The following is a 25,796-nucleotide window of genomic DNA, read 5'->3' on the forward strand; positions in this document are numbered from 1 at the left end:
CGCTTCCCCCTTATACTTCAATCATAATCGCGTCGCCTTGACCGCCACCTGAACAAATTGCCGCAATTCCAATGCCACCGCCACGACGTTTTAGCTCATGTGCTAATGTAAGAACAATTCGAGCACCTGATGCACCGATTGGATGTCCAAGAGCTACTGCTCCACCATTTACATTAATTTTTTCTTCATCTAAACCTGCAATTTGCTTACTCGCTAAAGCTACAACTGCAAAAGCTTCATTGATTTCGAATAAATCAATTTCATCTACGGATTTCCCTGTTTTTTCGAGTAATTTTTCAATAACTAACCCTGGTGTTTGTGGGAAATCTGCTGGTTCTACGCCAACTTCAGCGTGACCAATAATTTTCGCAAGTGGTGTTAAACCACGCTTGTTTGCTTCTTCTTCATTCATCACAACGACTGCACATGCACCGTCATTAATACCTGGTGCATTCCCTGCTGTCACCGTTCCGTCTTTACCGAATGCTGGCTTTAAGTTCGCTAATACTTCTACTGTAGTTCCTTTACGCGGCGCTTCGTCCACACGAATGACAAGGTCTTCACCTTTTCGTTGCGGTACAACGACGTCGACAATTTCTTGTTCAAATACACCATTTTCAATTGAAGCCACTGCACGTTCTTGACTGCGTGCCGCAAAGCGATCTTGTTCTTCTCTTGAGATGTTTAATTCCTTCGCTGTCTTATTTCCGTAAGTACCCATGTGAACATGCGCTGGGTCAAATGCGCAAGATAGACCGTCATAAACCATACCATCTACTAATGTTGCATTATTCATACGTAAGCCAAAGCGTGCATTCGGTACATAGTACGGTGCATTCGACATAGATTCCATACCACCTGCTACGATGATGTTCTCATCACCTAAACGAATGAGCTGGTCTGCCAATGTAATACTGCGTAAACCAGAGGCACATACTTTATTAATTGTTTCTGTTTTTACCGACCAAGGAATACCTGCTTTTGCTGCTGCTTGTCTTGATGGAATTTGTCCTTGCCCTGCTTGTAATACATTTCCCATAATGACTTGATCGATTTCTTCAGGAGCTAAGTGAATTTCCTCTAAAGCACCTTTAATCGCAATGCCGCCTAAATCACTTGCGGATAATGAACTTAAAGAGCCTCCAAACTTGCCAAAAGCTGTTCGAGCACCGCTAACAATAACTGATTGATTCATGTTCATAACCTCTCTCTTTGTAAGTATGCGCTTTCAAGTTCTTGTCAAAAGAAAGAGAGTGGGAATTTCCGCACTCTCTTGTAAAACCTACGAATAAAATAGGTTTGTTTTTCCTTATTATATAATAAATGTATTTTTAAGGAAAGTTTTTTTGTGCGATTTACACAGTTTCTTCTATTTCATCCTCTTTTTCTGTCGGAGGTGGTGTATGTTCACCGAAAACAGAACGCTCAAGAATTTCTGCTACATCATATGTGCCAACTGATTCTTCCACTTCTTTCGCCTTCGTACCATCCGATAACATCGTTAAGCAATATGGACAGCCTGCTGAAATCATCGAAGGTCCAACTGCCAATGCTTGTTCTGTTCTCGCAACATTGATGCGATTTCCTACATGTTCTTCCATCCACATGAGACCGCCACCTGCGCCACAGCACATCGCGTTTTCACGATTACGTTCCATCTCCAGTAATATCACACCTGGAATGGCTTTTAAAATGTCACGTGGTGCATCGTACACTTCGTTGTAACGCCCTAAATAACATGAATCATGGAAGGTGATTTTTTCATTCACTTCATATTGTGGAACAATTTTCTTCTCTTTCACTAATTTCGCTAGTAGCTCTGTATGGTGATACACTTCACCTGACCAACCGAAATCACTGTATTCATTTTTGAAGATATTATAAGCATGCGGATCAATCGTAATGATTTTTGTAACGCCTGCTTTTTCAAATTCTTTAATATTCGCTTCTGCTAATTCTTGGAATAAGAATTCATTTCCTAGACGACGCGGTGTGTCACCTGAGTTTTTCTCTTTATTACCAAGAATCGCAAATGGAATGCTTGCTTCATTTAATAAGTGAGCAAAAGAAAGTGCAATTTTTTGTGAGCGACTATCGAATGAACCCATTGAACCAACCCATAATAAGTATTCGAATTCTTCGCCTGCTTTTTGTGCTTCTTTTACGGTTGGAATGTGTAATTCTGGGCGTTGGTCGCGCCAGTTTTCTTTTTCTTTACGATTTAGTCCCCATGGATTTCCTTGACGTTCGATATTTGACATCGCGCGTTGTGCATCTGGGTTGACCTTACCTTCTGTCATCGTTAAATAACGACGAAGGTCGATAATTTTTTCTACGTGTTCATTCATTACAGGGCATTGATCTTCACAGTTACGACATGTTGTACATGCCCAAATTTCTTCTTCTGTGATGACATCCCCAATTAATGATGGGTTATAAATATCTTCTACTACTGCTCCTTCTACTCCACCTGCCATCGCCAATTGATTTCCTTTTGACTGGTTGAATAGGAAGCTTGGAACCCACGGTCTTTGAGATGTTTGAACAGCACCTTTATTCGTTAAGTGGTCACGTAGTTTCAACATTAAGTCCATTGGTGACAGCATTTTTCCTGTACCACTTGCAGGACACATATTTGTACAACGACCACATTCTACACAAGCATATAAATCGACTAATTGCAGTTGTGTAAAATCTTCAATTTTTCCTACACCGAATGTAGGCATCTCTTCTTCATCTTCTGATTCCTCATCCATATTGAAGTCAATTGGTGTTAATTTACCAACAGGACCTAGACGGTTGAGATATACGTTGACTGGACCAACAATTAGATGCGCATGTTTTGATTGTGGAATATACACTAAGAAAATGAGTAAGAATAGTAAGTGAACCCACCACATCGCATAGAAACCAGCTGCTGCTGCAACAGGTGAGAAGAAACTAAAGATTGTAGCGACTCCAGATGCGACTGGCTCTGACCATGTTGTGTCTTCTCCGTTCCAAATTAACCCCATACCATTACCCACTAATACAGAAATCATTAGGCCACCGATGAAGATTAATACTAAGCCTGATTTGAAGTTACGTTTTAAACGGACAAGCTTCTCAACATAACGACGATAGAATGCCCAAACGACTGCAACTAAAATTAAAAGTGCTACAATTTCTTGGAAGAATGTGAAATATGGATAGAGTGGTCCAAGCGGCAAATGTGAGCCTGGTTTTAATCCCTTCCAAATGAAGTCGATTGCGCCAAGTTGTACTAAGATGAAGCCATAGAAGAACATGACGTGCATAATACCGCTTTTCTTATCCTTCAATAACTTTTTTTGACCAAAAACCATCACCCAGATTTTATGTAATCGAGCTTTTACGTTCTGATCAAATTCTGTTTTCTTACCGAGCTTAATGAAATCGTATCTTGTTTTTAAAAGATAGCTAAATAGGTACACTGCATAAAGAACAACTACTAAAAAGAGTACCCAGTTTAAAACGAGTAGACCATTCATTGTACTTCCCCCCCTGTGATAACCTATTATTTCCCCTTTGTTACCACCTTTTTCATATATTTGAAACGATATATATACTTCTATTGTAGGTTATGAATGGATATTCAGTCAACAAATTTCATGCATTATGCTGTTTTTAATCGCAAATATGCTCGTAAATGCTGATTTTATTTAAAAATAAAAATAAGAAAAGACATTAGAATTCTCACTTCTAATGCCTTTTCTATACTTATATTATTTCAGTCTATGTAAGTCATGTTGTAAAATTTTTGAAATATTTGCTACTTGTTCGGCTGTTACGCCAATCAAAACCATCGTTGAAGGTCCTGCTGAAGCAGTGGAGTCGTAGGGTACATTTTCTACATCTACCACATCGATTAACTCCAATTGCTCTAGCTCTTTTTGTAAGCCTTTCGAACCAAGGGGAATCACTTGTGTAATATGCTGATTTTTTAATGCTTCTACAATGATTTGTAGATTGGCAATTTGATGAACGTTTTGTAATAGCTGTTCGCCAACAAGCGGTCGACCATATGTAAACCAATGGAGTTCAGATAGATTTGGAAGTGGTCGCTGCTTTTCACCAAGCATCGTAATGCCAAATCCAGACTGTAGAGTTGGCATGTTCGTTTCGGTACTTCCACTAATCGCTGGAACAGGTATTTGCACTTCTTCAAAAACGCGATTGATTCCCGTAATATACTTGCCCCATGCTTCTTCACTCGTAAAGTTTAACAAGATGATTTCTTTTGGAATAGCCTGATTCGCTAATTGTTCAAGTAGTGTAACGCGTGTAGAGTAGTAACTCGTAACATCATCTGGCACATGAACGACATCTAATTCTTTTTCGCCGATTGCGCCAGAATTATCACTTGTAATTACTAAATTCCCAATCTGTCTTGCATTCCTCATGAAACTTCCACACCTGTTCGAACGAATGCTTTTTTAAGCAGTGGCAAGAGTATTAAACCAACTACAACATTAATTAATGTCGCGACTAAAATGCCTGGTGCTACTGCAAAATACATCGCTGGTGATAATAAGAAGTAGAATGGGAGTGGTGATAGTACACCATTTGATAAAATAATCCATGCCCATGCTAACTTCTTCATTCCTTTACGATAAATAATGGCTGCTACACCCACAACAACTGCCATCTCAAGCGCAATGAAGATATGAAATGGCAATGTTAACGGGAAACCTGAAGATAAAGCTGTAGCCATATGTCCAAGTGCTCCCGCTGCTGCTGCAAGTGGTGCTGGAATAAATGCAATACTAATGAACGCTGGAACTGAATCCAATGCTGGTGTCCCCGGCGGTACAGGAATTTTAATAAAAGAACCAATTACGGAAAGTGCCGCAAACATTGCAGTTAAAACTAAAAGTCTAGTCTTTTTCACGTTTGTCACCTCCCTTCTTGGCGCGACCTCCGTCCTTAAATACTTTCGCACTTCTTGCGTATTCAACATCTGGTACATTTAGACGTGAATTGACAACGCGCGCTACAGCGAATAAGTAATCTGATAAACGATTTAAATAACGCTGTACAACAAGAGGTACATCTCCTTCTTCTGATTGTTTTAATAATGTCACCATTTGACGTTCTGCACGGCGTGTAATCGTACGTGCGATGTGTAAAGTTGCCGCTGCTGGTGCGCCCCCTGGTAAGATGAATTTCTCTAATAATGGAGGCTCATCCATTAAAATATCAATACGTTGTTCCATCACTTCGATTGGTTCATCTGTCATTTTGTAACGACGTTCTTTCATGACATTCGCCAAATCGCCACCGCAATCAAATAATTCGTTTTGAATATTTTCTAAATCTTGTAATACATCTTCAAATAACGCTGGATCTAATTCTGATACAGCCTTACCAATAAATGAATTTAATTCATCAATCGTTCCATAAACTTCTACGCGCACATCATCTTTATCAACGCGTCCTCCAATTAAGCTTGTTTTACCTTTATCGCCTGTACGTGTATATAAATTCATTGTGTCATCCTTCTTTCTATTTAATCTTTTGTGGAATTCCATACCAAATCCGTGTAATTGTTTGACTTTCTGCAAATAAAAGTTGATACAACCTACCTAAAACATCGCGTAATTTTCTTTTTTCAGAAACAATTGGAACGATACCTCTACCAATGTCTTCTATAATGACATAGATTGATTTGTATTTAAAACCATTTTTTACAATTTTGTTAAAAAAAGTTTCCGCTACTTCTTTTTCAGGTTCATTTAGAAAAGGTTCAATTTGTTTCTCTAAGTCAGTAATAACAAGTATTTCAGCATATTCATTTTCTATATTACTGTGTTGTAAATCATTACACCATTCAACTGCTTGCGTTTTTAATTGTTCCGTTACATATTTTCTTTTTCCGTTATATGCGCCACCGATAATGATATGCATCGCTTTCCCTCCTTAAAATCTTGAAATGACGTAAAAGTGAGTTCATACATTTCATCATGTGAAATCGACCAATCCCAAAATACGGTCGGTGTCGGCGCATATTTCATAAGGAGAATACGAATCGTGCCACCATGTAACACCATCGCACATTTCTCTGCTTCAGTTATTTCAGAGATGCCCATTTCTACACGCTGTTGAAATGTTTGAAAGCTCTCTCCATTAGGCGGTGCGACTTGAAGCGGATCATAAATCCATGCACGATATACTTCATCTTCTTTTAAATCTTCATACGTTTTCATTTCAAAATCACCGAAATTCGTTTCGCGAAAAGCAGGAATTCTATGAAAAGTGGCATGTGGATAATACTGCTTGGCTGTTTGTTCACAGCGCTTTAAATCACTACCGTAGACGATTTGTACAGTTGAATCAATGATTGGAAGCTCACTCTCTATAATCCCTTCATCCGTCCACCCCACATATTTTCTCTCTACATTCCCCTGTGTTTTCGCATGGCGCACTAATGTAAGAGTAAAAGTAGAATCCATAACATCAACTCCATTCCTTCGATGAAAGCACCGTATAAGTCACCTGAACTACCGCCAAAATGTTTGATTGTCCAACTACGATAGAGACGTGACATACCTAATATAAAAAGGACAAACACAGCGATAATTAACCATGCCTGTGTAAATATTCCGACAAGAATTGCTACGACTAATAAACTACCAAAAATCGTATAAATAAATGGCTTCATTAAAATATGTGACTTAAAAAAGGCGCCCAGTCCTGTTTCTTTATTCGTCGGTGTTTGAACGAGGTAGTATGCCATTCCTAAGCGTGCTAAAAAGGGAATAAATAAAAACCAATAGATAGAGATGGCATCTGTCGCAACGAGTTGTGCAAAAAATAAAACTTTAGCTGCTAAGAAAATCACGAGTGCCATTGCACCAAAAGCACCGATACGTGGATCATCTAAAATCGCATGACGTTTTTCTCGGTCACGATATGAAAAATACGCATCACTCGTATCCACAAAACCATCTAAATGTAGTCCACCTGTTAAAATCAAACCCGTTAAAATGACTAAAAACGCGATTAATAGAGACGACCAATTCGTATAATGCATCAGCAGTTGATAGACACCGTACATGATTGCACCCATACATGCGCCGACAAAAGGAAGCATACTAAACATCATTGTCACATGACGTTTTGTCATCGGAAGTTCCTTATTGACGGGAATGACCGAAAAGAACTGAACTGCGAGTAAAAAACCTGTCATTTACTTTCCTCCTTTCCAGTAGTGAGGAATACCATAATCCATCTCGATTGCTACGGCACAAAAAGAGACAAGCCATTGATGAAACAGACCGATTTGCTGGCGATAAAACTCCACTTCTTCACTCTCATATTTACTCTCATCAAGCACTTCATTCGATACAATGAAAAATGGAATGTGCTGTTCGTTCAAATGACGACACCATGCTTTCGCTTCTTCTACTCGCTGTTGAAAACGCTCTGCATGTTGCCACTGCATAGATTTGTCGTCCAACTGTACATACATCTCATTCGTCAGCCATGTCGTGACACAATCCCATAGCACAACTGCATCTTTTGGAATTCGATTTACGAGTGTCGCAAAATGCGTCGGCTGTTCAATGGTCTCCCATTTTAGTGATGTTCGATCTGCTTGATGCCATGCAATGCGCTGCTTCATCTCATCATCGAATGCAACACCCGAAGCAATATAATACATCTTGCGATTCGTCTGTTGTGCAGTTTGTCGAACAAGTTGTTCTGCAAATGCACTTTTACCACTTCGAACGCCACCTGTTATAAAATGACTGTTTGTTGAAACCACCGCGTCATCTCCTGTTCTACGATTTTCATTTCCTCAGCTGTTTTCAAACCCATGCGAAGCCACTCACCTTGTAGCACGCGATAATTTTCAGTATGACGGAATACGATGCCCTTTTCTAAAAAGTAGCGATAAAACTGCTTGGTGTGCTGTGGATTTGGTAATTGAAAACAGAGATAGTTCGTCTGACTATTAGCAACGACACAACCTTGATTTCTTAAGTATTGACGCCAATTTTCACGCTGTTCAATTGTAGTGTCGATTGTCTGCTTACGATATTCTTCCTCTTGCAAACATTGTGTTCCAATCGTTGCGGCTAAGCCATTCACATGCCAATGTGCTGCATAAGAAGCTAATTTTTGAATCAATTGTGGCTGCGCAATCAGATAGCCCAATCGAATACCTGCTAATCCGTACATTTTCGTCATCGAACGCACAATGATGGTATGCAAAAATTGCTCGCTACATGGAATCATCGTTGGCTCTGGTTCTAACCAATCCATAAATGCTTCGTCTAAAATGACGTAGCAGTTGAATTGTTCTCCCCATTCCATAATCGTCTGAAGCTGTTCTTGTGGTGGTAATACACCTGTTGGATTATTCGGTGTACAGAGATAGATTGCCTTCGCCTGCTTCATCTCTTGTTGAATTTGTTCCATTGGTAAAGACCATGTACATACATCTTCAACCTCTACATGAATCAATTGTGCTTCATGAACGGATAAAGTTGCTTCATACTCTGAAAAGGTTGGATGAACAAGAATGATACGTTGTTTCGCTAAAAACATTGCTAAAAAAGTAAATAGCTCAGCTGCACCATTACCTACAAGTACACATTCTTTTGATATGTGATGCTTGTTCGCTATCGCACTTAAAAAAGGTTCTCCCTGTGGATCCGGATACTTCTCTATTACTTGGACATATTCCGTCCATGAATTTCGGATAGATTGCGGAATCCCCGCTACATTCACATTTTCACTTAAATCAATCATGTGTTCAGGTTGTGGGATCCCAAGTTGTTGAAATAGTTTATGTGGATTAGCTCCATGACTGGGTAGCATAGTAGATGACACCTCCTAAAACCGAACAAAGTAGCCAAAAGTAGATACTCGCTTGCTGCATTTGTCGAATCGTTTTTTGAATATCTTGCGCTTGTAATGATTTCGTAGAGTACCCCATCTCTGCACGATGTGAAGCAACACCTTCATAGTAGTTTAGGCCACCTAGTTGAATACCAAATTGATATGCAGTTGCCGCCTCTAAATAACCACTATTCGGACTTGGGTGCTTTTTCGCATCTTGTAGCCATGCTTGTAGTCGCTCGCGATATGTATAACTCGTTTCATTATTTGTACAAGTGATGATGAGAAATCCTGTGATACGGCTTGGTAGCCAATTGACAATGTCATCTAACTTCGCAGAACAATAGCCAAACTGCGCAAATCGTTCATTTCGATAGCCTACCATTGAGTCGAGTGTATTAATCGCTTTATACACCCACATTCCTGTCGCTCCAAATAAAAATCCATAAAACAGCGGGGCTGTAATCCCGTCACTCGTATTTTCAGATACCGTTTCAATCACACCACGCGTAATATTCGCTTCATCTAAATGTTCTGTATCACGACCAACAATCCACGATAACTTTTTACGTGCTTCTTGTAAATCACCTGAAACAAGTGGCGTATAAACATCGAGTGCTGCTTGTTTTAATGACTTTTGCGCTAATGCAATTGTCATGAATACGGTTTGAACGATTAGATAGACACCCCAATGAATTTGATACGCTACATAGCTAAGAGCAAATACAATACTTCCGGTTAATAAAAGTGTGGAGAGTGTTAGCATGAAGCCTTTTGCGATGCGCTGTTTACCATGATTCCACTTTTTCGTCGCAAAGGAAATCCAATTCCCAATCCAGATGATCGGATGGGGAAGTTTAGGTGGGTCGCCAATTAGACGATCCAACCAGAATGCTAGTGTACACGAAATTATATGTAAAACGATTATCATTCCATCATCCCCTTTGCACGCTTGTAATCGTGTAAAGCATCTACAACCGTTTCATATACGCCTCTTCCTAAAATACGACCAACTGGCGTAACGGTCCCTGCATAGTTTTGAGTTGTTCCTTGTTGTGTTGCCCCAATTAGAATGCTATCTGTTGATGTACCTGTCGCAATGGTGTTCGATATACGGTCTGTAATTTTTTCATCTGCGAGTGCTTTTACCTTTGCTTCTGTAGCAGTCATCATCGCTTGTACAAAAGCTTCTTCTGTTAATGTCGCATCAATGAACGCCCAAATATTAATCGTCCCTACTTCGTAAAAAGGTTTTCTTAAATAGGATTTTGACACATCTACTGCATTACCGACACCAGCTGTCACCATAATGACCACATGAATAGCATCTGCTTCAAATTCTCGAATGATGGCATATCTAGCTGCTACTGCTGTCATCATCGCTACTGTTTGATCTGGTTGAAACCCCTGTTTTTCAATGTATTCCTTCATTTCTGTATGTGCATCTTCACACATATAATTAGCATCTACTGCACGATTCATACATGTGTTATACCATCCAAAACCTGCATTATGTAAAGCAGATGAGAGAATTTTCAACGGTTGATTCGATTCGAACACAACATAAGAGGGGCGAATCTGAATCTGTTCTTTTGAAATGGTCATAAAATAAGTCGTTCCTCTCTCAATATATTGCTTGAAAAATCAAATAATTTTAAATCTCTTTTAAATTATATGCTAAAAAAGTGTGCAAAACAAAAGACCTTTTTCACTTTTATATAAAAAGAAGTTTTATATTCGGATTTTCGAATGATGATGTTTCCCTTTCGCGCGTGGATTTGTCCCTTTCGATGGCGGCGTTTCCCTTTCGCGCGCGGATTTGTCCCTTTCGATGGCGGCGTTTCCCTTTCGCGCGCGGATTTGTCCCTTTCGATGGCGATGATTCCCTTTCGCGCGCGGATTTGTCCCTTTCGATGGCAGTGATTCCCTTTCGCGCGCGAGTTTGTCCCTTTCAAATACCAAGATTCCCTTTCAACGCCGGCGATTCCCTTTCGCGCGTGGATTTGTCCCTTTCAACGGTGATGTTTCCCTTTCGCGCGCGGATTTGTCCCTTTCAACGGTGATGTTTCCCTTTCGCGCGCGGATTTGTCCCTTTCAACGGTGACGTTTCCCTTTCGCGCGTGGATTTGTCCCTTTCGATGGCGGCGTTTCCCTTTCGCGCACGGATTTGTCCCTTTCAATGGCGATGATTCCCTTTCGCGCGTGCTTTTGTCCCTTTCGATGGCGGCGATTCCCTTTCGCGCGCGAGTTTGTCCCTTTCAAATACAAAAAAAGAACCGCATCATCGCGGTTCTTTTTAGCTTCATATAAAAGATTACATTTTTTCTGGTGCTGCTACGCCCACTAATTTTAATGCGTTTTTCAGTGTTTGTGCAACAGCTGTAATTAATGCAAGACGTGCTGCTGAGCGTTCTGGTTGGTCAGCATCTAATACCTTTTCAGCATTGTAGAAGCTGTGGAATGTCGCTGCTAACTCTTGAATGTAGTTTGTAATACGGTGTGGCGCGCGTGCTTTTGCTGCATCTGCTACTACTTGTGGGAAATCGCCCACTTTTTTCAGTACTTCGATATCTTTTTCAGTTGATAAAGTATCTAAACCATCTGTAGAAGGTTTAAAGCCTTTTTCTTCAGCTTGACGTAAGATTGAGCAAATACGTGCGTGTGCATATTGTGCATAGTACACAGGGTTTTCATTCGATTGTTTAATTGCTAAATCTAAATCGAAGTCTAAGTGTGTATCGCCAGCACGCATCGCAAAGTTGTAACGTACAGCATCTAAGCCTACTTCTTCTACTAATTCGCGTAATGTCACAGCGTTACCTGTACGTTTTGACATTTTTACTTTTTCACCGTTACGTAGTAAGTTGACCATTTGGATGACTTCTACTTCTAATTTATCGCGGTCATATCCAAGCGCTTCGATTGCAGCTTTCATACGTGGAATGTAACCGTGGTGGTCAGCGCCCCAAATATTGATTAACTGATCGAAACCACGTTGTAATTTATCTTCATGGTATGCGATATCTGGTGTTAAATATGTGTAAGAACCGTCTGATTTTACAAGAACGCGGTCTTTATCATCACCGAATGTTGTTGAACGGAACCAAGTTGCACCGTCTTCTTCAAATACGTGACCATTTTCTTTTAATTTATCGATTGCTACTTCTACTTTGCCATCTTGATAAAGTGACGTTTCAGAGAACCATACGTCGAAATCAACGCGGAAATCTTTTAAGTCTTTTTGTAGTTTACCAAACTCATGCTTTAAACCATGTGTACGGAAGAATTCATAGCGTTCTTCTGGTGATTTTTCTAAAATCTCTGGGCCGAATTCTTTTGATAATTCTTCTGCAATGATAATGATGTCTTTACCGTGATAACCATCTGCAGGCATCTCTGCTTCAAGACCTAATGCTTGGCGGTAACGTGCTTCAAGAGATGACGCTAATTTTGTAATTTGATTACCTGCATCGTTGATGTAGTATTCACGTGATACATCATAACCTGCAAAATCAAATACGTTACATAATGCGTCACCAACTGATGCACCGCGTGCGTGACCTAAGTGTAAGTCACCTGTTGGGTTTGCTGATACGAACTCCACTTGTACTTTCTGTGCATTACCAGCGTTTGAGCGACCGTATGCATCTCCTTGCTCTAAAACAGTTGGTACGACTTTTGTTAAGTAGTCTTTTGCTAATGTGATGTTGATGAAACCAGGACCTGCGATTTCAACTTTTTCAATGTTTGCTGATGCTTGATCTAAGTTTTCTACGATAGCTTCAGCGATTGCGCGTGGTGCTTTACGTGCGATTTTTGTTAATTGCATCGCAATGTTTGTTGCGTAGTCACCGTTTTCTTTATTTTTAGGTGTTTCTAAGTGAATATTTAATGCCTCTGGTTCTTCTACTAATTCTGCTTTTTTAATAGCGTTTAAAAAAGCCTCTTTGACCGCTTGTTGTGCTTGTTCTACTGCGTTCATTCTGTTCCCTCCGTATACGTAAGTTCTAATACATAATCACCGACAGATTCATCGCCTGCCAATAGCTCATAATGCACAAAAAATCGTCCACTATTTGAGCCATCTTCCGCTTCGTCGAATGCTATTTTCTTGGTTAAAGTCATGATAGGCATTGTTCCAAATGCTGCTTCATAGTGACCTCGTTGAAATGCGTGTAACGTAAATGGTAAACGCATCTTTATATCGCCATTGCGCATAATAATGGCATCGTTTTCGCCAAAACGTAATGTCGTTTTCATCTTCTTGTCTTCAAGAATTTCTTCGTATTGTAAATACACCTGGTCACGCTTTCGCATGATTGTACCGGTTGACCACAGTTCAATCTTTTCGGGTTTTTGACCTTTATGCGTGATCGTTGTAATCAGTTTCAGCTTGACTGGTGCAGTTGGTGGTTGTGCCATACATCCACACCTCCGCTTTTTATTCTATAACCTTTTTATTATAGGTTATTTTCTCACTAGATTTCAAGGTATGAATCATTGATTTCATTATGAATATACGAATTTCCAAATATTTATCAAATCGATTTTATTTTTTGGTTCGAAGTAATGCTATAATGGATACTAATTATTATGTAATAGGGGTACGACAATGATTTTAGATATAATTATCAATCTTTCCGTAATGTTTACCTTCATCATTTTCTCGTATTTTGTCTTGGAATATTATCAAGAGAAACGACCAGACTTTTCAGATTTACGCCCTTTCATTATCGGCGTTGTCGCAACAGGTATTTCATTAGTATTAATGCAAACAGCTCTTAATTTTGAAAAAAATATTTTTGTTGATACACGTAATATTAGTATTTTAATTTCTGGATTATTAGGTGGGCCTGCTGCTATTCTGCTATCTTCTATACTCGTTGGCTTCTTTCGTATGTTCTTTTTTGAAGTCAATCCAACAAGCTTTATGGCTGGTGGAACAACGATTGTACTTGGTTTTATTTTCTTCTTTTTATCATTTAAAAAACCAATTAATTATAAAAATAGCCATTTTTATTTAGCGATTCAAACGATTGTGACAGCGATTTTATTGTTTTTCTTAGAAGGTTATAAAAATCCATTATTCGTTTCAATTATTTTTGTAATTATGAATGTAACAGGCTTTTATTTAATTTACTTTGTTTTAAAATTATTCAAACGCCAATTTGAACGAATTCGTGTCATTGAAAAATTATCCGAAACAGATTACACAACAGATTTACCTAATAATCGTAAGTTTGATAGTATGCTTGAGCGCGCAATTAAAACTCAACAACCTTTTTCACTATTACTCATTGATATCGATCAATTTAAAATGCTGAACTTACGCTATGGTCATGAAGCAGGGGATGAATTATTACGTGAACTAGCAGAACGACTTAAAAGTTTTTCAAAAACACACCTTGCCTTTCCTGCACGTATTAGTGGAGAAGAATTTTCACTTCTGTGTTACGATGCTGCTCCTGCTGTTGGTGTTCATTACGCTACAGAACTTATGCTTATGATTCGAGATGAGCCTTTTATGATATCAAATGGTGTAAGTGTTCAACTGTCCGTATCTATTGGTGTAGCTTCTTACCCCGATAATGGCGAAACAGTGAAAGAATTAACAAATGCAGTAGATGAGGCAATGAATGCAGCAAGTGTACTCGGCCGCTCGCATGTTGTGCACTTGAACCAAGTTTGTCATAAAAAACAAAGTACTCTAAAGAAACAAAACCTTTAACGAAACAACCCGTATGACGTTTAACTCATCATACGGGTTGTTTTACTTTTGTTCTTTTTTCGGAAATAACATCGTTAATAGTACATATACAACCGTTAAACCAATGATCAACAAGATTCCCTGCCATAATTCAAGTTCACCTTGCGTTTTAAATAAAACAACGAGAACCACAATAAAAAAGATGGCTCCTGTAATCGGATTCGGAATTTTCCCTTTTTTAGGTGCTGCCATAAAATCCTCCTCAATAAAAGAAAAGGGCTTCGTTCATACGGAGTCCGTTAGTTCCATAATCACGAAAGCCCTATTCATTTGAAATCGCTTAAGTATGATGAAGCAAATGGCTTGGGTTTTGGGTTCATCTGCCTCATCCTGCTCACTGCAATTTCATTCAATGTCTTAGCTTGTGAAAACAAGCCTTACATCAAGTGTACTTCCTTTCGAATGGATATACAACCATGTTATTTTGCCATATGTGATTATTCACATATTGTTCATTTAATTAGTTTTCAAATGATAATGCTTCATGTAATGCAGGCTCTGAACGACTCCACATACCTTCATCAAAACCTTTTAAATAATCATGTAAAACACGTTTTGATTCTTCGTCCATATGATCGACAATAATATGACGTTTCATCGACTTATCCATTTTATTTACGTGGTCAGCTAAAATTTTATAACCGCGACGTTTTTCTTTGTTTACAACCATTTCACAAGCTGTTACACCTGCATAGTAGCCACCTTCTGGTTTTTGGTCAATTGTTACCCATACAAGCCAGTATGGTTTACCACCCTCTGAATCTTCACGATTCGTTGTAAATTTCACACCACGCTCTACTGCGCTTCGTGCGTGCATACCACCGATATCCACTTCTGCTGTCTTTTCTTGTACATCAATAAATAGTGGTGATACATTCTCTAATGAAAGCGAACCAATGCCAAATCCTTTATGACCGTCCGTTGGATTATTTTTAATAATCGTAAATTCCATTTTTTTCGTTTCTTTTTTTTCATTTTCCATTCGCTATCTGCCTCCGTTCTGTTATCATTACGAATATACACTATATTATACCGAAGGAGAATGATTTATGCCTATCGTAACAATTAAAATGATTGAAGGTCGCACAGACGAGCAAAAGCGTAACCTAGTAGAACAAGTAACAACAGCTGTTTCAGAAACAGTGAATGCACCAAAAGAGAACGTATCAATCATCATCGAAGAAATGAAGAAAGAACATTATGCAACAGGCGGCGTACGCGCATCTGATAAATAGTGTGAATAATCGGAAAGAGACTTTAGTATCCTTACTAGAGGCTCTTTTTATTTACCTCAATTGTTGCAATCGTTTTGTTATTTCATTAAATTCTTCATCTAACACCTCATATTGTGCATCTTTTGGTGTTAGAAAGCTTAACTTACCAAGCACTTCTTGTAGTCGTGTCTCCAGCTGCATACGTTCTTTTTCTACAGGTGTTTCTATGACAACTGTTGGTGTCACCATCCGTTGATTTTCGATGATTAACTTGCGTGTTGTTATTTTTTCAACAAAATACGAATCATGCGAAACAACGATTAACGTTCCATCGTACTCCTCTAGTACTTTTTCCAGTTGTTCACGCGATTCTAAATCAAGATGGTTCGTCGGTTCATCCAAGATGAGTACATTGTTTTCATCTAAAACGAGTTGCATTAATTTGCATTTCACTCGTTCGCCCATGCTCATCAATGCAATTGGTTCATTCCATTGTTCATTTGTAAATCCAAGATGAATCATTAATGTTTGAACTAAACCACGTTGTTCAAATGTCGTTTGCTCAAATAGTTCACTTGGTGTACTTTCCTCAGGAAGATCGAATACTTGTTGTGTGAGATAGCCTATCTTGGCAGCAGGTGAAAGCCAGATTTCACCTTCATAATGCTCTTTTCCAAGTAACATTTGTAAAAATGTTGTTTTTCCAGCACCATTTTTACCACTCAACGCAATACGTTCTCCGTAATTAATCGTTAAGTTCACACCTTCTAAAATAACCTTCTCACCAAATACTTTTAAAACATGTTTTAATTCGATTAAATGTTTACCTGTTGAATGTGTACTTTGAAATTCGAAATGAACTTGATGTTCTTTTTTAGGTTGGTCTAATTGATGTTTACGTAATTCTTTTTCTAATCTTTTTTGTTTGGACTTTACTTGCGCATCCATTCTTTTCGCTTTTACTCGGTAAAATTCTTTAGCGAATTCGTGTTTCGTCGAATCAGCATGTGCCTGTTCACTCCATGATGTAATCTTCGACATCTGTTGTTCGATGCGTACGATTTCTTGTTGCTGTTTTTCATATTCTCTTTGTTGATGTAGTCGATGCGCTTCATATTGTGTACGATAAGCCTCGTAATTCCCCTTATAAGCTGTTACTTTTTTGTCTTCAATATGCCAAATTTCTGTAGCTACTTCATTTAAAAAAGTACGGTTATGTGATACAAAAATAACTGTTCCTCGATATTTTTTTAATTGTTTCTTTAAAAATTGGAGTGCTTCTTGATCTAAATGATTTGTCGGTTCATCTAGTAGTAATAATTGTGGTTTTTCAGCAAAAGCTTCTGCTAAACGGATTTTTAATTTTTCACCACCACTTAATAATGCGTAGGGACGTTCTGGGACTTGCCATATAGCTGTTAGCCCTCTTGGAATCTCTCGATTGAAATCTTCCTTTTCTTGCTCTACCAAAAAAGTAGAAGCTTTTCGAAACCACTCAATGTGTCCAGTTGTCGGCTGAATTTGGTTGGCTAATAACTTTAACAATGTAGACTTTCCTGCTCCATTAATTCCTGTAATTCCTATACGAGCGCCTACTTTTACAGATACATTCATATCCGTCAAAATTTCTTCATATGAAAGATTGTGACATTTACATAATTCAGTCATGCTAAATTCCTCCTACTACAGAGGGACCTTTTATATTCTTCTATTAAAAAATCCCTCCAAAAATTTTTGGAAGGATTAGTCTAAAAAACATACCGAAAAAACGGGTTATTTTTATAAAATAAATGGAATGTGGACAGACTAATCCTATTTTTTATACAAAGTTTCTTTCACTTCGCGTGTAAAAAATAAGATTACTTCATCGGCCATCCTCATTCCTTTCGTTCAAGAATCTATCTAAAATATAGCATATTCAATTTATTAAAATCAATTATTTATGATTGCAGTTGTTGAATAAACTGGAAGGCAGCCTCAAATTCTTCTGTTGTAAAATGCAACTTTGCTTTGACCACATTCACCTTTTCAATTTGTTCTTCTGGTTGTAAATCATCAAAATAAAGTAGTGTCGCAACCAACTCTAAAAAGCGCGAACTTTTACCATTCATTTGCTGAACGATTTCGCTTAGGCGTGTATCATGTGTCTCTACAATCGTTGCAAACTCACGACCTTTTTCTGTCGGTGCATAACAATACTGCACATAAGATCCCTTATCTTCTTTTCTCTCCGTCATAAAACCTAAGTTACATAATTCCTCCATACGCACCGTTAATTCTTCTGAATACGGTCCATAAATATGGAAGTTATACTTTTCTTGAAATGCGAAATCCATCTTCTTCGCAATAAAAATCATCTTTTGTAACTTCTTTCTCCCCGTAACTTCTCCAGCAAGCGACACAAACTGTACGATTTTCGCGTGATCTTGTAGCAATAGGAGTCTCCTTTCTAAGCGTGCATGATTTCAATAATTTGTTCATGTAATGGATGTTCTTCGTGTAGTAAATCTTTTGGATAATATAATTTATGATCTGTTCGACGTTTACCTGAGATTGCATCGACAATATCCGATGAACGTGATAATTCACTTAATTCTTTGTTTGGCATTTGAAGATAAATCGGTAGTCGTTCTCCTTCTTCACCCGGACGATAGAAGTCGTAAGGTAAGTCAGATGACGAGTCCATCACTAAATAATAGTTTGGATCAATTCCTGCTTGGTCAAATAGCTTTTCCAAGCGAATGAGCTTTTCCCAATCTTTTGATGGATCGACTTCTACGAATTTAAATAATTTTCGATTTAAAAAGCGTTGACTTAAGTCGCTTAAAATTGCATCTTCTTCACTCATCCAAAACTGGAAGTAAGCTAAAATAATACTTTCATCCATCGCAATATAGGCATCTAATTGGACATCATTTTCAAAAAAGCTATGGAAGTGCGCGATGTCATGCTTAAATGTATAGCCTGCATGATATAACTCTTTTGCACGTTCCAATGTCTTTCTCAAAATGACTTCTGCACTGCGTGATACTGGATGGAAGTACACTTGCCAATACATCTGATAACGACTCATAATATAGTCTTCAATCGCATGCATACCTGTTGATTTGATCACAATTTGATCGGGTTGAGGTCGCATGACACGTAAAATACGTTCCATATCAAAATGACCATAACTTACACCTGTAAAGTACGCATCGCGCTGTAAGTAATCCATTCGATCAGCGTCAATTTGACTTGAGATAAGACTTACCACTTGTTTATTGTGATAGGTTTTTTCAATCACTTCAGATACTTTCTTTGGAAAATCTTTTGAGACGCGACGAAGCACTTCGTTAACTTCTGTATTCCCTAAAATGATGACACGTGTAAAATATTCATGATCTAAATCGAAAACATGTTCAAAAGCATGCGAAAAAGGACCATGACCTAAATCGTGTAATAAACCTGCACAAAGGGCTACAAGACGTTCTCGTTTATTCCACTCAGGACGATTAGCAAAGACATCATCTACCATGCGACGAACGATTTCGTAAACACCGAGCGAATGGCTAAAACGGCTATGTTCTGCCCCGTGGAATACTAAATACGTCGTACCGAGTTGTCGAATGCGGCGCAAACGCTGGAATTCTTTCGTTGCGATTAAATCCCAAATCACTTGGTCTTGCACATGTATGTAACGATGAACGGGGTCTTTAAATACTTTTTCTTCTGCTAACTTTTGTGTTGCGTATGCCATTTTACACCTCCAACATTTCTTTCCTTTATTGTATCGAATTTGAAAACGAACACCAACTATTTCGAGAGAAAAGGAGAAATCACATGAAGCGCGATTTCTCCTTTTTCTATCCTTCGTGCATTAAACACGCAATTTATGATTCTTTCATGTCTTCTGGTTCTACAAAACCTTCTGGTAATCTTTTTTGTGATTTTAACTTTTTGATTACCTTTGGAATTAACTCATCTTCCGTATGTGCAGCGCATGGACGATTATTAACAAAGGTAAAAGTTTTTCGTAAACCAGGACCACAATAAGAATGGCATTTGATATCGATTTCTGCATCAGGATCGATTGCTTTCAACTTCGGAATTAATGTCTTGAGATTCACTGCTTGACATTCGTCACAAACTCGAAATTCGTTTGCCATAGTGCCGACAGTCCCTTCTTATTTCAAAATTTCACTATCGCTAAGTGTATCGACTTTTCACAAAAGAATCAACCGTCATTTCTTGCCAACATCTTCTGATTACGCTCAAATACGCGCTGTAAATAGAATTGATAATGTTCTAATTCTTCGGCTTGTAAGCCACCCATTAACAGTTGTTCCGACTTTTCATAAAGTAGTTGCTGTAGATTTTGAACAGTTTGTGAAACTGTTAATTCTTCCTCTAATAATTCAGATAAGGAAGCCATGACTTCTGGTTTCACTTCTGGATATTGAAATTTTGTTGGTTCATGTTGTAAAGCGACTTCGTAAAATGAACGAATAAGTTTTGCGCGCTCAGAGCCACTTCCTTCAATTGATAAATAAATTTGCACCGCAATTCCTTGACGTAAACGACGTTGTGAAATACCTGCAAACTTTTTACCGTCAATACTCAAATCATATGTACCCGGACAATATGAACCGACAATTTCATATGCTTCGATACGTTCGGCTGCTTGTGGGAATAACGCCCGAATAAGCGACACCATCACTTCGTAAGCTGTATTAATATCGATTTTTTCGTTTTCTTCTGATAGCACAATCGAAATATTAAGAACACCTGGATCAAGTACAACTGCCAGTCCACCAGAATTTCGCACAATCGGTTTATATCCTTTTTCCTCTAACAAATCCATTCCAGCTTGTACAAACGGAAGTCGATGATCTTGAATACCGAGAACAACGGAAGCGTCATGTACCCATGTACGAATCGTCGGAGCACTCATTCCTTGCCCAACTAGGTGACAGAGCGTATCATCCGCCGCAAATGATTCAAGTGGTGATTGTGTTAAGCCACTTGTTGATTGATCCCATAAACGCCAAACAGGTTGCGTTAAATAATCTTTCATATACGTAACTCCTACATCTTTTTTTCTTACAGTTTAACATAGATTGAAAAACGACGAAAAAGGAGTGAAAAGTGGTTTTCGCAAAAATCTAGTTTTTCATTTTTCTGCGTGGCGAATTGGTGAACGCAAGTAAAGTAGGACGAATATTCAGTTTAAAAATGGTATAATACGTTTGAATAAGCCTTAGAAGGAGTGTTTTAACATGATTGAAGCAGCACAAACGCTTGATGGTTGGTACGTATTACACGAATTCCGTTCAATGGACTGGGCTTCTTGGAAATTAGTTTCTGAGAAAGAACGCACAGAAGCAGTTGAAGAATTCATCGCGTATTTAGAAAAATTAAATGAAGCAGATGTCGCAAAAACAGGCGCACATGCTTTCTACTCGATTGTTGGTCAAAAAGCCGACTTCATGATTATGACATTACGTGAAACAATGGAAGAACTAAATGAAATTGAAACAGATTTCAATAAATTAGCGATTGCTGATTTTACAGTTCCTACATATTCATATGTATCGGTTGTGGAATTATCAAATTACCTAGCTGGTAAAAAGAATGCAGATAGCGATGCTCCTGCTGAAGATCCATACCAAAATCCACATGTACGTGCTCGTCTATACCCTGAGCTACCTCGTATGGATCATGTTTGTTTCTATCCAATGGATAAACGTCGTCAAAAAGGCGCAAACTGGTACATGCTTGAAATGAATGAACGTCAAGAAATGATGCGTTCTCATGGTTTAATCGGACGTAGCTATGCTGGAAAAGTAAAACAAATCATCTCAGGTTCAATCGGTTTCGATGATCATGAATGGGGCGTTACACTATTTGCGGATGACGTACTACAATTCAAAAAATTAATTTACGAAATGCGTTTTGATGAAGTATCAGCACGTTACGCTGACTTCGGCTCATTCTTCGTTGGTAATATTTTAGATGCAGATAAATTACGCAAAATGTTAGCAGTTTAGTTCGTAACATAAAAAAATCGCGCCACAGCGCGATTTTTTGTTTACGTTAATTTAAATCGTTCACTCAATCGCTTGCACGATTCGACAATTTTCATTTCAATTCGATCGTCTACAATTAATTGCTCATCTGCAAAAGCTACAAGAGCAGGATTATTTCCGATTAAAATTGTATATTGCGCAAAATCAAAGACGTTCACATCTTCTTCATCTTTTCCAAAAGCAATGTAATTTCGCTTTTGAATTCCTAATGTGCGGAGTGCATTCCATTTGCTCAATCCAAGGGGTGTAATTTCAATCATTTCCCCATCATCAATCAAATGTACTGCCACATTTAATTTGCGCAGTTTTTCAATTATCTCTTTTCGATTTGATGCACTGAGAATCGTAATTTTCCATATGGTTGATAAATCTTCCAAATGATGATTTTCCGCTAATTTATAAGGGTCTACATCGTTCACAACGCGATGATATACGCCACCTGTATATGCATAGTCCCAATCACTCTCAACCAGATAAGTCGCATCAAATAATTGAATTAACTCTTTTAATTTGGAGAACATGGATGTTGAGAATGCAACAATTTGCTCAATGTTTCCACGATAGCATATGACAGCTCCATTGCCACCCACCATTTTACTATTGTGAAATTGTTTGTCGAGTAAGGTCAGCATATGGCGAATCGATTTAGATGAAACAAAAATCGGCTCATGCCCTCTTTCACATAAAAAAGCTAACATATCCGTTAAATAATCACTCACTTTTTCATCATGAAAAGAAATGGTTCCCTCCAAATCAAAAACAAATCGCACAAAATCACTTCTTTCTTCACTCTCAACGAGTTTCTTTTGTTCATTATACCCTTAAATTTCCACTCCTAACACTCTATCTAAGGTCATTTTCAAGTAAAATAGTGGATTTATTTTAGAGTTTATAATTTCCTTTCAAACGCAGCGATTTCCTTTCGACCACTCATTTGTCCCTTTCAACGGCAGCGATTCCCTTTCGCGCGCGAGTTTGTCCCTTTCAATCGCATCGATTCCCTTTCGACCGACCATTTGTCCCTTTCAAATGCAGCGATTCCCTTTCGACCGACCATTTGTCCCTTTCAAATGCAGCGATTCCCTTTCGCGCGCGGATTTGTCCCTTTCAAATGCAGCGATTCCCTTTCGCGCGCGGATTTGTCCCTTTCAAATGCAGCGATTCCCTTTCGCGCGCGGTTTTGTCCCTTTCAAATGCAGCGATTCCCTTTCGCGCGCGGATTTGTCCCTTTCAAATGCAGCGATTCCCTTTCGCGCGCGGTTTTGTCCCTTTCAACGACGGGGATTCCCTTTCGCGCGCGGATTTGTCCCTTTCAACGGCGGGGATTCTCTTTCGCGCGCGGGTTTGTCCCTTTCAAATGCAGCGATTCCCTTTCGCGCGTGAGTTTGTCCCTTTCAAATGCCAAGATTCCCTTTCGCGCGCGAGTTTGTCCCTTTCAAATGCCAAGATTCCCTTTCGCGCGCGAGTTTGTCCCTTTCAATCGCAGCGATTCCCTTTCGACCGACCATTTGTCCCTTTCAACAAAAAATCCCGCCATCTAATAGATGGCGAGATTTCAAATATTTATTTTGCGAATTTTTTAGCGGCAAGGATTACAAAAATCCAGCCTGCTAAGAAGCTTACGCCACCAATTGGTGTAATTGCACCAATGACTTTAATTCCTGATAGTGCGAGTACATATAAACTACCAGAGAATAGAATAATACCGATTGTTAGTAAGTTACCTGCCCATTTTAGCTCTTTAACAGGTCCTAAAATACTTGGAGCCATTAGAATACCAATGGCAATTAATCCGAGTGCATGCGACATTTGATACGTTACGGCTTTTTCCCATACACTTGTATAGTCTTTTGCTTCTAAGAAATCTTCAAGTGCATGAGCACCGAATGCACCAAGTGCGACTGATAAGAATGCCATAATAGCACCTGTAATAATAAATTTTTTCACAGTTTGTCTCTCCTTTTAAAAATCAAAAAGCGAATCCCCATTGGCATCGGGTTCGTGTAATTTATTCGCTTGTGTCGGAACAGGTGGTGTTGGAACCACTTGTGTTGGTTGTGATGGCGCTGTAAATGACGATGGTTGAACTGACGGTTCATTCGTTTGCAATGCGACATCACATAAAGCACGCATTGCCGAAAAGGCTTCTCTTTTTTCTGCTGTTGAAGCAGCCTGTTGTGCTTGTGCGATTTGCTTTTGTAATTCTTTAATAATGGCATCATATGAAATCATCTGTTTGTTCCTCGCTGTTTCTCTTCAAATTTCAGACAGTCCATGCCTGATGATCTTTTAACGACTGCGATGGGTAGCTCACGTGTCTTAAATCCGTATGCACGACAACCACGTGGATTTGCTGGGTCCCATGTCACGATGAAATGGCGACAAGAAAAGCAGTTAGGTTTCACTCCGTATGACCACCTTTCTCTTTCACTTTATCATATTCATTTTCATGTGTGTTCATTTTCAAGCTCAAATTGTAGTTGTTCATCATTTTGACAATTAAATTGAATTGGAACATGCCCCCACGCAATTAATTGATGGTTAATTTGTGAAAATGGCTTACTACCAAAAAATCCACGATAGGCACTCAATGGGCTTGGATGCGCTCCTTCAATTACAATATGTTTTGTTGTATCAATGAATTTTTTCTTTTGTTGAGCTGGTTTGCCCCAAAGTACAAAAATCATTGGTTCTGCGCGCTCATTTAATCGTTGAATGACTGCATCTGTAAACTGCTCCCACCCTTTATTTTTATGCGAATGTGCCTTATGAGCTTCTACTGTTAATACCGTGTTTAATAATAAAATACCTTGTTCTGCCCAACAATTCAAATTACCTGTTGTTGGCTCTGAAACATCTAAATCGTCTGCTAATTCTTTATACATATTACGTAAACTTGGTGGAATTTTCACACCTGATTTAACTGAAAAACTTAATCCATGTGCCTGTCCATCATCGTGATACGGATCTTGTCCTAAGATGACGACTTTTACATCGTGAAAGGGTGTTTTTTCAAACGCTGTCCAAATCTCATCTTTTGGCGGGAAAACTTGTGTTGTTTCATAAGCTTGTTCTACAAATTGCATTAGATTCGTAAAATACGGTTTTACAATTTCTGCTTGCATAATAGGTTGCCAATCATTTGGTAAGTTCATATATGCTCTACTCCTTAAATTCAACTGTTGTATTATAATTGAGTGCTGAGAAAAGATTACGAATGGCTTGCTCTGCATTTGTTTTTGCATGTTTCAGTAATCCAGCTGTTTCTGCTTCTTTGATCATTAATTTTTGCGCATCATTCGCTAGACTATAACCATCTTTCACCGTTGCTTCATCTCGAAATAGACCATTCGTTGAGAAAACTTGTACTTTTTCTAAATCTAACGTTGCTTTCCCCTGAATCTGCGGTTCTGGCGCCGTAACTTGAATTGTCTTTTTCTCCTCATCTACTTGTACATCTTCTTTTGTTATTTTACTCAAATCAACACCTGCACGTACAGTTCCTGGCATGACTACTAATAATTTTTGCTTTGTTCCGGGGATATCTAAACCAATTTCTTCACCGAATAAGGCATTATTTTCACGTTCTACAATGACTTTTAAATAAGCTTCTGCTGTTGCTAACTCATTCAATTCTGTAATTTTTTCAACAACTGCGTCTTCAGTCTGCTTATTCGTATGATTCGATACATATTTTGTGATGAGAACGGTTGCGATAATGACAATAACGAGTAATAGTATAGCGAAAAGTGACCATTTTAGCTTTTTTTTCATGTATTTTCCTCCTTTTTACAAAACTGACCTTATAAAAAACTTCATTTTTGACTATTTTATTCGAGCCAGTCCCATTTTACAATGAAACTATGACATTTATACAAAGGG

The 25,796-nt window shown here is 38.6% G+C and carries 29 protein-coding genes; 3 read left to right on the forward strand and 26 right to left on the reverse strand.

The features are described 5' to 3' along the window. Positions 1-10 precede the first annotated feature (10 nt). From ASO14_RS12650 to ASO14_RS12715, 14 genes are all read right to left on the reverse strand, one after another. On the reverse strand, positions 11-1,195 hold the full coding sequence (locus ASO14_RS12650) for an acetyl-CoA C-acetyltransferase (RefSeq protein WP_068455984.1): 1,185 nt from the start codon (positions 1,193-1,195) through the stop codon (positions 11-13). Between the two features lie 160 nt (positions 1,196-1,355). Next, positions 1,356-3,509 carry a heterodisulfide reductase-related iron-sulfur binding cluster gene (locus ASO14_RS12655; RefSeq protein WP_068455986.1) on the reverse strand — a complete coding sequence of 718 codons (2,154 nt, stop codon included), beginning with the start codon at positions 3,507-3,509 and terminating at the stop codon, positions 1,356-1,358. A 234-nt stretch (positions 3,510-3,743) separates the two neighbouring features. Then, positions 3,744-4,421 (reverse strand): hypothetical protein, encoded by a 678-nt coding sequence (locus ASO14_RS12660; protein ID WP_068455988.1) that lies wholly within the window; start codon positions 4,419-4,421, stop codon positions 3,744-3,746. Continuing rightward, complete coding sequence (locus tag ASO14_RS12665; protein ID WP_068455992.1) at positions 4,418-4,909, reverse strand: ECF transporter S component; 492 nt, start codon at positions 4,907-4,909, stop codon at positions 4,418-4,420. Before ASO14_RS12665 ends, ASO14_RS12660 begins: the two co-directional genes overlap by 4 nt. After that, positions 4,896-5,507 (reverse strand): cob(I)yrinic acid a,c-diamide adenosyltransferase, encoded by a 612-nt coding sequence (locus ASO14_RS12670; protein WP_068455995.1) that lies wholly within the window; start codon positions 5,505-5,507, stop codon positions 4,896-4,898. The genes ASO14_RS12665 and ASO14_RS12670 overlap by 14 nt, the downstream gene beginning before the upstream one ends. A gap of 16 nt (positions 5,508-5,523) precedes the next feature. Then, positions 5,524-5,925: a bifunctional adenosylcobinamide kinase/adenosylcobinamide-phosphate guanylyltransferase gene (locus ASO14_RS12675; protein WP_068455998.1), complete on the reverse strand. Its 402-nt coding sequence runs from the start codon at positions 5,923-5,925 to the stop codon at positions 5,524-5,526. Next, a complete protein-coding gene (locus ASO14_RS12680) occupies positions 5,877-6,470 on the reverse strand; it encodes a histidine phosphatase family protein (RefSeq protein ID WP_068456000.1) in 594 nt (197 codons plus the stop codon). Before ASO14_RS12680 ends, ASO14_RS12675 begins: the two co-directional genes overlap by 49 nt. Further along, complete coding sequence (cobS, locus tag ASO14_RS12685) at positions 6,443-7,207, reverse strand: adenosylcobinamide-GDP ribazoletransferase (protein ID WP_068456003.1); 765 nt, start codon at positions 7,205-7,207, stop codon at positions 6,443-6,445. Before cobS ends, ASO14_RS12680 begins: the two co-directional genes overlap by 28 nt. Beyond that, positions 7,208-7,786, reverse strand: coding sequence for a bifunctional adenosylcobinamide kinase/adenosylcobinamide-phosphate guanylyltransferase (locus ASO14_RS12690; protein ID WP_068456006.1), 579 nt, complete (start codon positions 7,784-7,786; stop codon positions 7,208-7,210). Further along, on the reverse strand, positions 7,759-8,844 hold the full coding sequence (locus ASO14_RS12695) for a pyridoxal phosphate-dependent aminotransferase (RefSeq protein ID WP_068456008.1): 1,086 nt from the start codon (positions 8,842-8,844) through the stop codon (positions 7,759-7,761). Before ASO14_RS12695 ends, ASO14_RS12690 begins: the two co-directional genes overlap by 28 nt. Then, positions 8,822-9,796, reverse strand: a complete 975-nt coding sequence (gene cbiB, locus ASO14_RS12700; protein WP_068456011.1) for an adenosylcobinamide-phosphate synthase CbiB — start codon at positions 9,794-9,796, stop codon at positions 8,822-8,824. The genes ASO14_RS12695 and cbiB overlap by 23 nt, the downstream gene beginning before the upstream one ends. Next, positions 9,793-10,470 carry an adenosylcobinamide amidohydrolase gene (locus ASO14_RS12705; protein WP_068456014.1) on the reverse strand — a complete coding sequence of 226 codons (678 nt, stop codon included), beginning with the start codon at positions 10,468-10,470 and terminating at the stop codon, positions 9,793-9,795. The genes cbiB and ASO14_RS12705 overlap by 4 nt, the downstream gene beginning before the upstream one ends. A gap of 709 nt (positions 10,471-11,179) precedes the next feature. Continuing rightward, complete coding sequence (gene argS / locus ASO14_RS12710) at positions 11,180-12,847, reverse strand: arginine--tRNA ligase (protein ID WP_068456016.1); 1,668 nt, start codon at positions 12,845-12,847, stop codon at positions 11,180-11,182. Further along, a complete protein-coding gene (locus ASO14_RS12715) occupies positions 12,844-13,287 on the reverse strand; it encodes a YwiB family protein (protein ID WP_068456018.1) in 444 nt (147 codons plus the stop codon). Before ASO14_RS12715 ends, argS begins: the two co-directional genes overlap by 4 nt. Positions 13,288-13,477: 190 nt before the next feature. On the opposite strand from ASO14_RS12715, the gene ASO14_RS12720 reads away from it, so the two are divergent. Further along, on the forward strand, positions 13,478-14,593 hold the full coding sequence (locus tag ASO14_RS12720) for a diguanylate cyclase (RefSeq protein WP_068456020.1): 1,116 nt from the start codon (positions 13,478-13,480) through the stop codon (positions 14,591-14,593). Between the two features lie 42 nt (positions 14,594-14,635). Here the strand turns inward: ASO14_RS12720 and ASO14_RS12725 are convergent, their stop codons facing one another. Together ASO14_RS12725 and ASO14_RS12730 are read right to left on the reverse strand one after the other, a co-directional pair. Then, the gene (locus ASO14_RS12725; protein ID WP_068456022.1) at positions 14,636-14,824 is read right to left on the reverse strand and encodes a hypothetical protein; all 189 of its coding nucleotides are present in this window, start codon (positions 14,822-14,824) and stop codon (positions 14,636-14,638) included. 268 nt (positions 14,825-15,092) lie between these two features. After that, entirely contained in the window at positions 15,093-15,614 is a 522-nt protein-coding gene (locus ASO14_RS12730) for a YwhD family protein (protein WP_068456024.1), read from the reverse strand. Between the two features lie 67 nt (positions 15,615-15,681). Between ASO14_RS12730 and ASO14_RS12735 the strand changes: the two genes are divergently transcribed. Further along, positions 15,682-15,867 carry a 2-hydroxymuconate tautomerase gene (locus ASO14_RS12735; protein ID WP_068456025.1) on the forward strand — a complete coding sequence of 62 codons (186 nt, stop codon included), beginning with the start codon at positions 15,682-15,684 and terminating at the stop codon, positions 15,865-15,867. 51 nt (positions 15,868-15,918) lie between these two features. On the opposite strand, the gene abc-f is transcribed toward ASO14_RS12735, so the two are convergent. From abc-f to ASO14_RS12760, 5 genes are all read right to left on the reverse strand, one after another. Next, entirely contained in the window at positions 15,919-17,514 is a 1,596-nt protein-coding gene (gene abc-f / locus ASO14_RS12740) for a ribosomal protection-like ABC-F family protein (RefSeq protein WP_068456029.1), read from the reverse strand. Positions 17,515-17,786: 272 nt separating this feature from the next. Then, positions 17,787-18,281: a YwgA family protein gene (locus ASO14_RS12745; protein ID WP_068456033.1), complete on the reverse strand. Its 495-nt coding sequence runs from the start codon at positions 18,279-18,281 to the stop codon at positions 17,787-17,789. Positions 18,282-18,295: 14 nt separating this feature from the next. Then, entirely contained in the window at positions 18,296-19,585 is a 1,290-nt protein-coding gene (locus ASO14_RS12750; protein ID WP_068456036.1) for an HD domain-containing protein, read from the reverse strand. A 133-nt stretch (positions 19,586-19,718) separates the two neighbouring features. Next, a complete protein-coding gene (locus ASO14_RS12755; RefSeq protein ID WP_068456039.1) occupies positions 19,719-19,994 on the reverse strand; it encodes a YuzB family protein in 276 nt (91 codons plus the stop codon). A gap of 68 nt (positions 19,995-20,062) precedes the next feature. Then, the gene (locus tag ASO14_RS12760) at positions 20,063-20,902 is read right to left on the reverse strand and encodes an octanoyl-[GcvH]:protein N-octanoyltransferase (RefSeq protein WP_068456042.1); all 840 of its coding nucleotides are present in this window, start codon (positions 20,900-20,902) and stop codon (positions 20,063-20,065) included. A gap of 202 nt (positions 20,903-21,104) precedes the next feature. Here ASO14_RS12760 and hemQ point away from each other — a divergent pair, with 202 nt between their 5' ends. Next, entirely contained in the window at positions 21,105-21,875 is a 771-nt protein-coding gene (gene hemQ / locus ASO14_RS12765) for a hydrogen peroxide-dependent heme synthase (RefSeq protein WP_068456045.1), read from the forward strand. Between the two features lie 41 nt (positions 21,876-21,916). Here the strand turns inward: hemQ and ASO14_RS12770 are convergent, their stop codons facing one another. From ASO14_RS12770 to ASO14_RS12790, 5 genes are all read right to left on the reverse strand, one after another. After that, a complete protein-coding gene (locus tag ASO14_RS12770) occupies positions 21,917-22,684 on the reverse strand; it encodes an HAD hydrolase family protein (RefSeq protein WP_068456049.1) in 768 nt (255 codons plus the stop codon). 793 nt (positions 22,685-23,477) lie between these two features. Continuing rightward, positions 23,478-23,861 (reverse strand): DUF423 domain-containing protein, encoded by a 384-nt coding sequence (locus ASO14_RS12775; protein ID WP_087680850.1) that lies wholly within the window; start codon positions 23,859-23,861, stop codon positions 23,478-23,480. Between the two features lie 15 nt (positions 23,862-23,876). Beyond that, positions 23,877-24,146, reverse strand: coding sequence for a DUF5327 family protein (locus ASO14_RS12780; RefSeq protein WP_068456052.1), 270 nt, complete (start codon positions 24,144-24,146; stop codon positions 23,877-23,879). A 215-nt stretch (positions 24,147-24,361) separates the two neighbouring features. Continuing rightward, on the reverse strand, positions 24,362-25,069 hold the full coding sequence (locus tag ASO14_RS12785) for a uracil-DNA glycosylase (RefSeq protein WP_068456056.1): 708 nt from the start codon (positions 25,067-25,069) through the stop codon (positions 24,362-24,364). 7 nt (positions 25,070-25,076) lie between these two features. Continuing rightward, the gene (locus ASO14_RS12790; RefSeq protein WP_068456059.1) at positions 25,077-25,688 is read right to left on the reverse strand and encodes a DUF4230 domain-containing protein; all 612 of its coding nucleotides are present in this window, start codon (positions 25,686-25,688) and stop codon (positions 25,077-25,079) included. Positions 25,689-25,796 lie beyond the last annotated feature (108 nt).

The sequence above is a fragment of the Kurthia sp. 11kri321 genome (assembly GCF_001534765.1).
GTDB classification, from domain to species: Bacteria; Bacillota; Bacilli; order Bacillales_A; family Planococcaceae; genus Kurthia; species Kurthia gibsonii.

What these genes read in the sequence shown, in the direction of transcription:
- ASO14_RS12655 (WP_068455986.1), bottom strand. Translation starts at nt 3,509, where the DNA reads ATGAATGGTCTACTCGTTTTAAACTGGGTACTCTTTTTAGTAGTTGTT.
- abc-f (WP_068456029.1), bottom strand. Translation starts at nt 17,514, where the DNA reads ATGACTGAATTATGTAAATGTCACAATCTTTCATATGAAGAAATTTTG.
- hemQ (WP_068456045.1), top strand. Translation starts at nt 21,105, where the DNA reads ATGATTGAAGCAGCACAAACGCTTGATGGTTGGTACGTATTACACGAA.
- ASO14_RS12790 (WP_068456059.1), bottom strand. Translation starts at nt 25,688, where the DNA reads ATGAAAAAAAAGCTAAAATGGTCACTTTTCGCTATACTATTACTCGTT.
- ASO14_RS12660 (WP_068455988.1), bottom strand. Translation starts at nt 4,421, where the DNA reads ATGAGGAATGCAAGACAGATTGGGAATTTAGTAATTACAAGTGATAAT.
- ASO14_RS12675 (WP_068455998.1), bottom strand. Translation starts at nt 5,925, where the DNA reads ATGCATATCATTATCGGTGGCGCATATAACGGAAAAAGAAAATATGTA.
- ASO14_RS12760 (WP_068456042.1), bottom strand. Translation starts at nt 20,902, where the DNA reads ATGAAAGATTATTTAACGCAACCTGTTTGGCGTTTATGGGATCAATCA.
- ASO14_RS12670 (WP_068455995.1), bottom strand. Translation starts at nt 5,507, where the DNA reads ATGAATTTATATACACGTACAGGCGATAAAGGTAAAACAAGCTTAATT.
- ASO14_RS12695 (WP_068456008.1), bottom strand. Translation starts at nt 8,844, where the DNA reads ATGCTACCCAGTCATGGAGCTAATCCACATAAACTATTTCAACAACTT.
- ASO14_RS12735 (WP_068456025.1), top strand. Translation starts at nt 15,682, where the DNA reads ATGCCTATCGTAACAATTAAAATGATTGAAGGTCGCACAGACGAGCAA.
- ASO14_RS12755 (WP_068456039.1), bottom strand. Translation starts at nt 19,994, where the DNA reads ATGGCAAACGAATTTCGAGTTTGTGACGAATGTCAAGCAGTGAATCTC.
- ASO14_RS12715 (WP_068456018.1), bottom strand. Translation starts at nt 13,287, where the DNA reads ATGGCACAACCACCAACTGCACCAGTCAAGCTGAAACTGATTACAACG.
- argS (WP_068456016.1), bottom strand. Translation starts at nt 12,847, where the DNA reads ATGAACGCAGTAGAACAAGCACAACAAGCGGTCAAAGAGGCTTTTTTA.
- cbiB (WP_068456011.1), bottom strand. Translation starts at nt 9,796, where the DNA reads ATGATAATCGTTTTACATATAATTTCGTGTACACTAGCATTCTGGTTG.
- ASO14_RS12680 (WP_068456000.1), bottom strand. Translation starts at nt 6,470, where the DNA reads ATGGATTCTACTTTTACTCTTACATTAGTGCGCCATGCGAAAACACAG.
- ASO14_RS12730 (WP_068456024.1), bottom strand. Translation starts at nt 15,614, where the DNA reads ATGGAAAATGAAAAAAAAGAAACGAAAAAAATGGAATTTACGATTATT.
- cobS (WP_068456003.1), bottom strand. Translation starts at nt 7,207, where the DNA reads ATGACAGGTTTTTTACTCGCAGTTCAGTTCTTTTCGGTCATTCCCGTC.
- ASO14_RS12720 (WP_068456020.1), top strand. Translation starts at nt 13,478, where the DNA reads ATGATTTTAGATATAATTATCAATCTTTCCGTAATGTTTACCTTCATC.
- ASO14_RS12780 (WP_068456052.1), bottom strand. Translation starts at nt 24,146, where the DNA reads ATGATTTCATATGATGCCATTATTAAAGAATTACAAAAGCAAATCGCA.
- ASO14_RS12750 (WP_068456036.1), bottom strand. Translation starts at nt 19,585, where the DNA reads ATGGCATACGCAACACAAAAGTTAGCAGAAGAAAAAGTATTTAAAGAC.
- ASO14_RS12785 (WP_068456056.1), bottom strand. Translation starts at nt 25,069, where the DNA reads ATGAACTTACCAAATGATTGGCAACCTATTATGCAAGCAGAAATTGTA.
- ASO14_RS12705 (WP_068456014.1), bottom strand. Translation starts at nt 10,470, where the DNA reads ATGACCATTTCAAAAGAACAGATTCAGATTCGCCCCTCTTATGTTGTG.
- ASO14_RS12725 (WP_068456022.1), bottom strand. Translation starts at nt 14,824, where the DNA reads ATGGCAGCACCTAAAAAAGGGAAAATTCCGAATCCGATTACAGGAGCC.
- ASO14_RS12650 (WP_068455984.1), bottom strand. Translation starts at nt 1,195, where the DNA reads ATGAATCAATCAGTTATTGTTAGCGGTGCTCGAACAGCTTTTGGCAAG.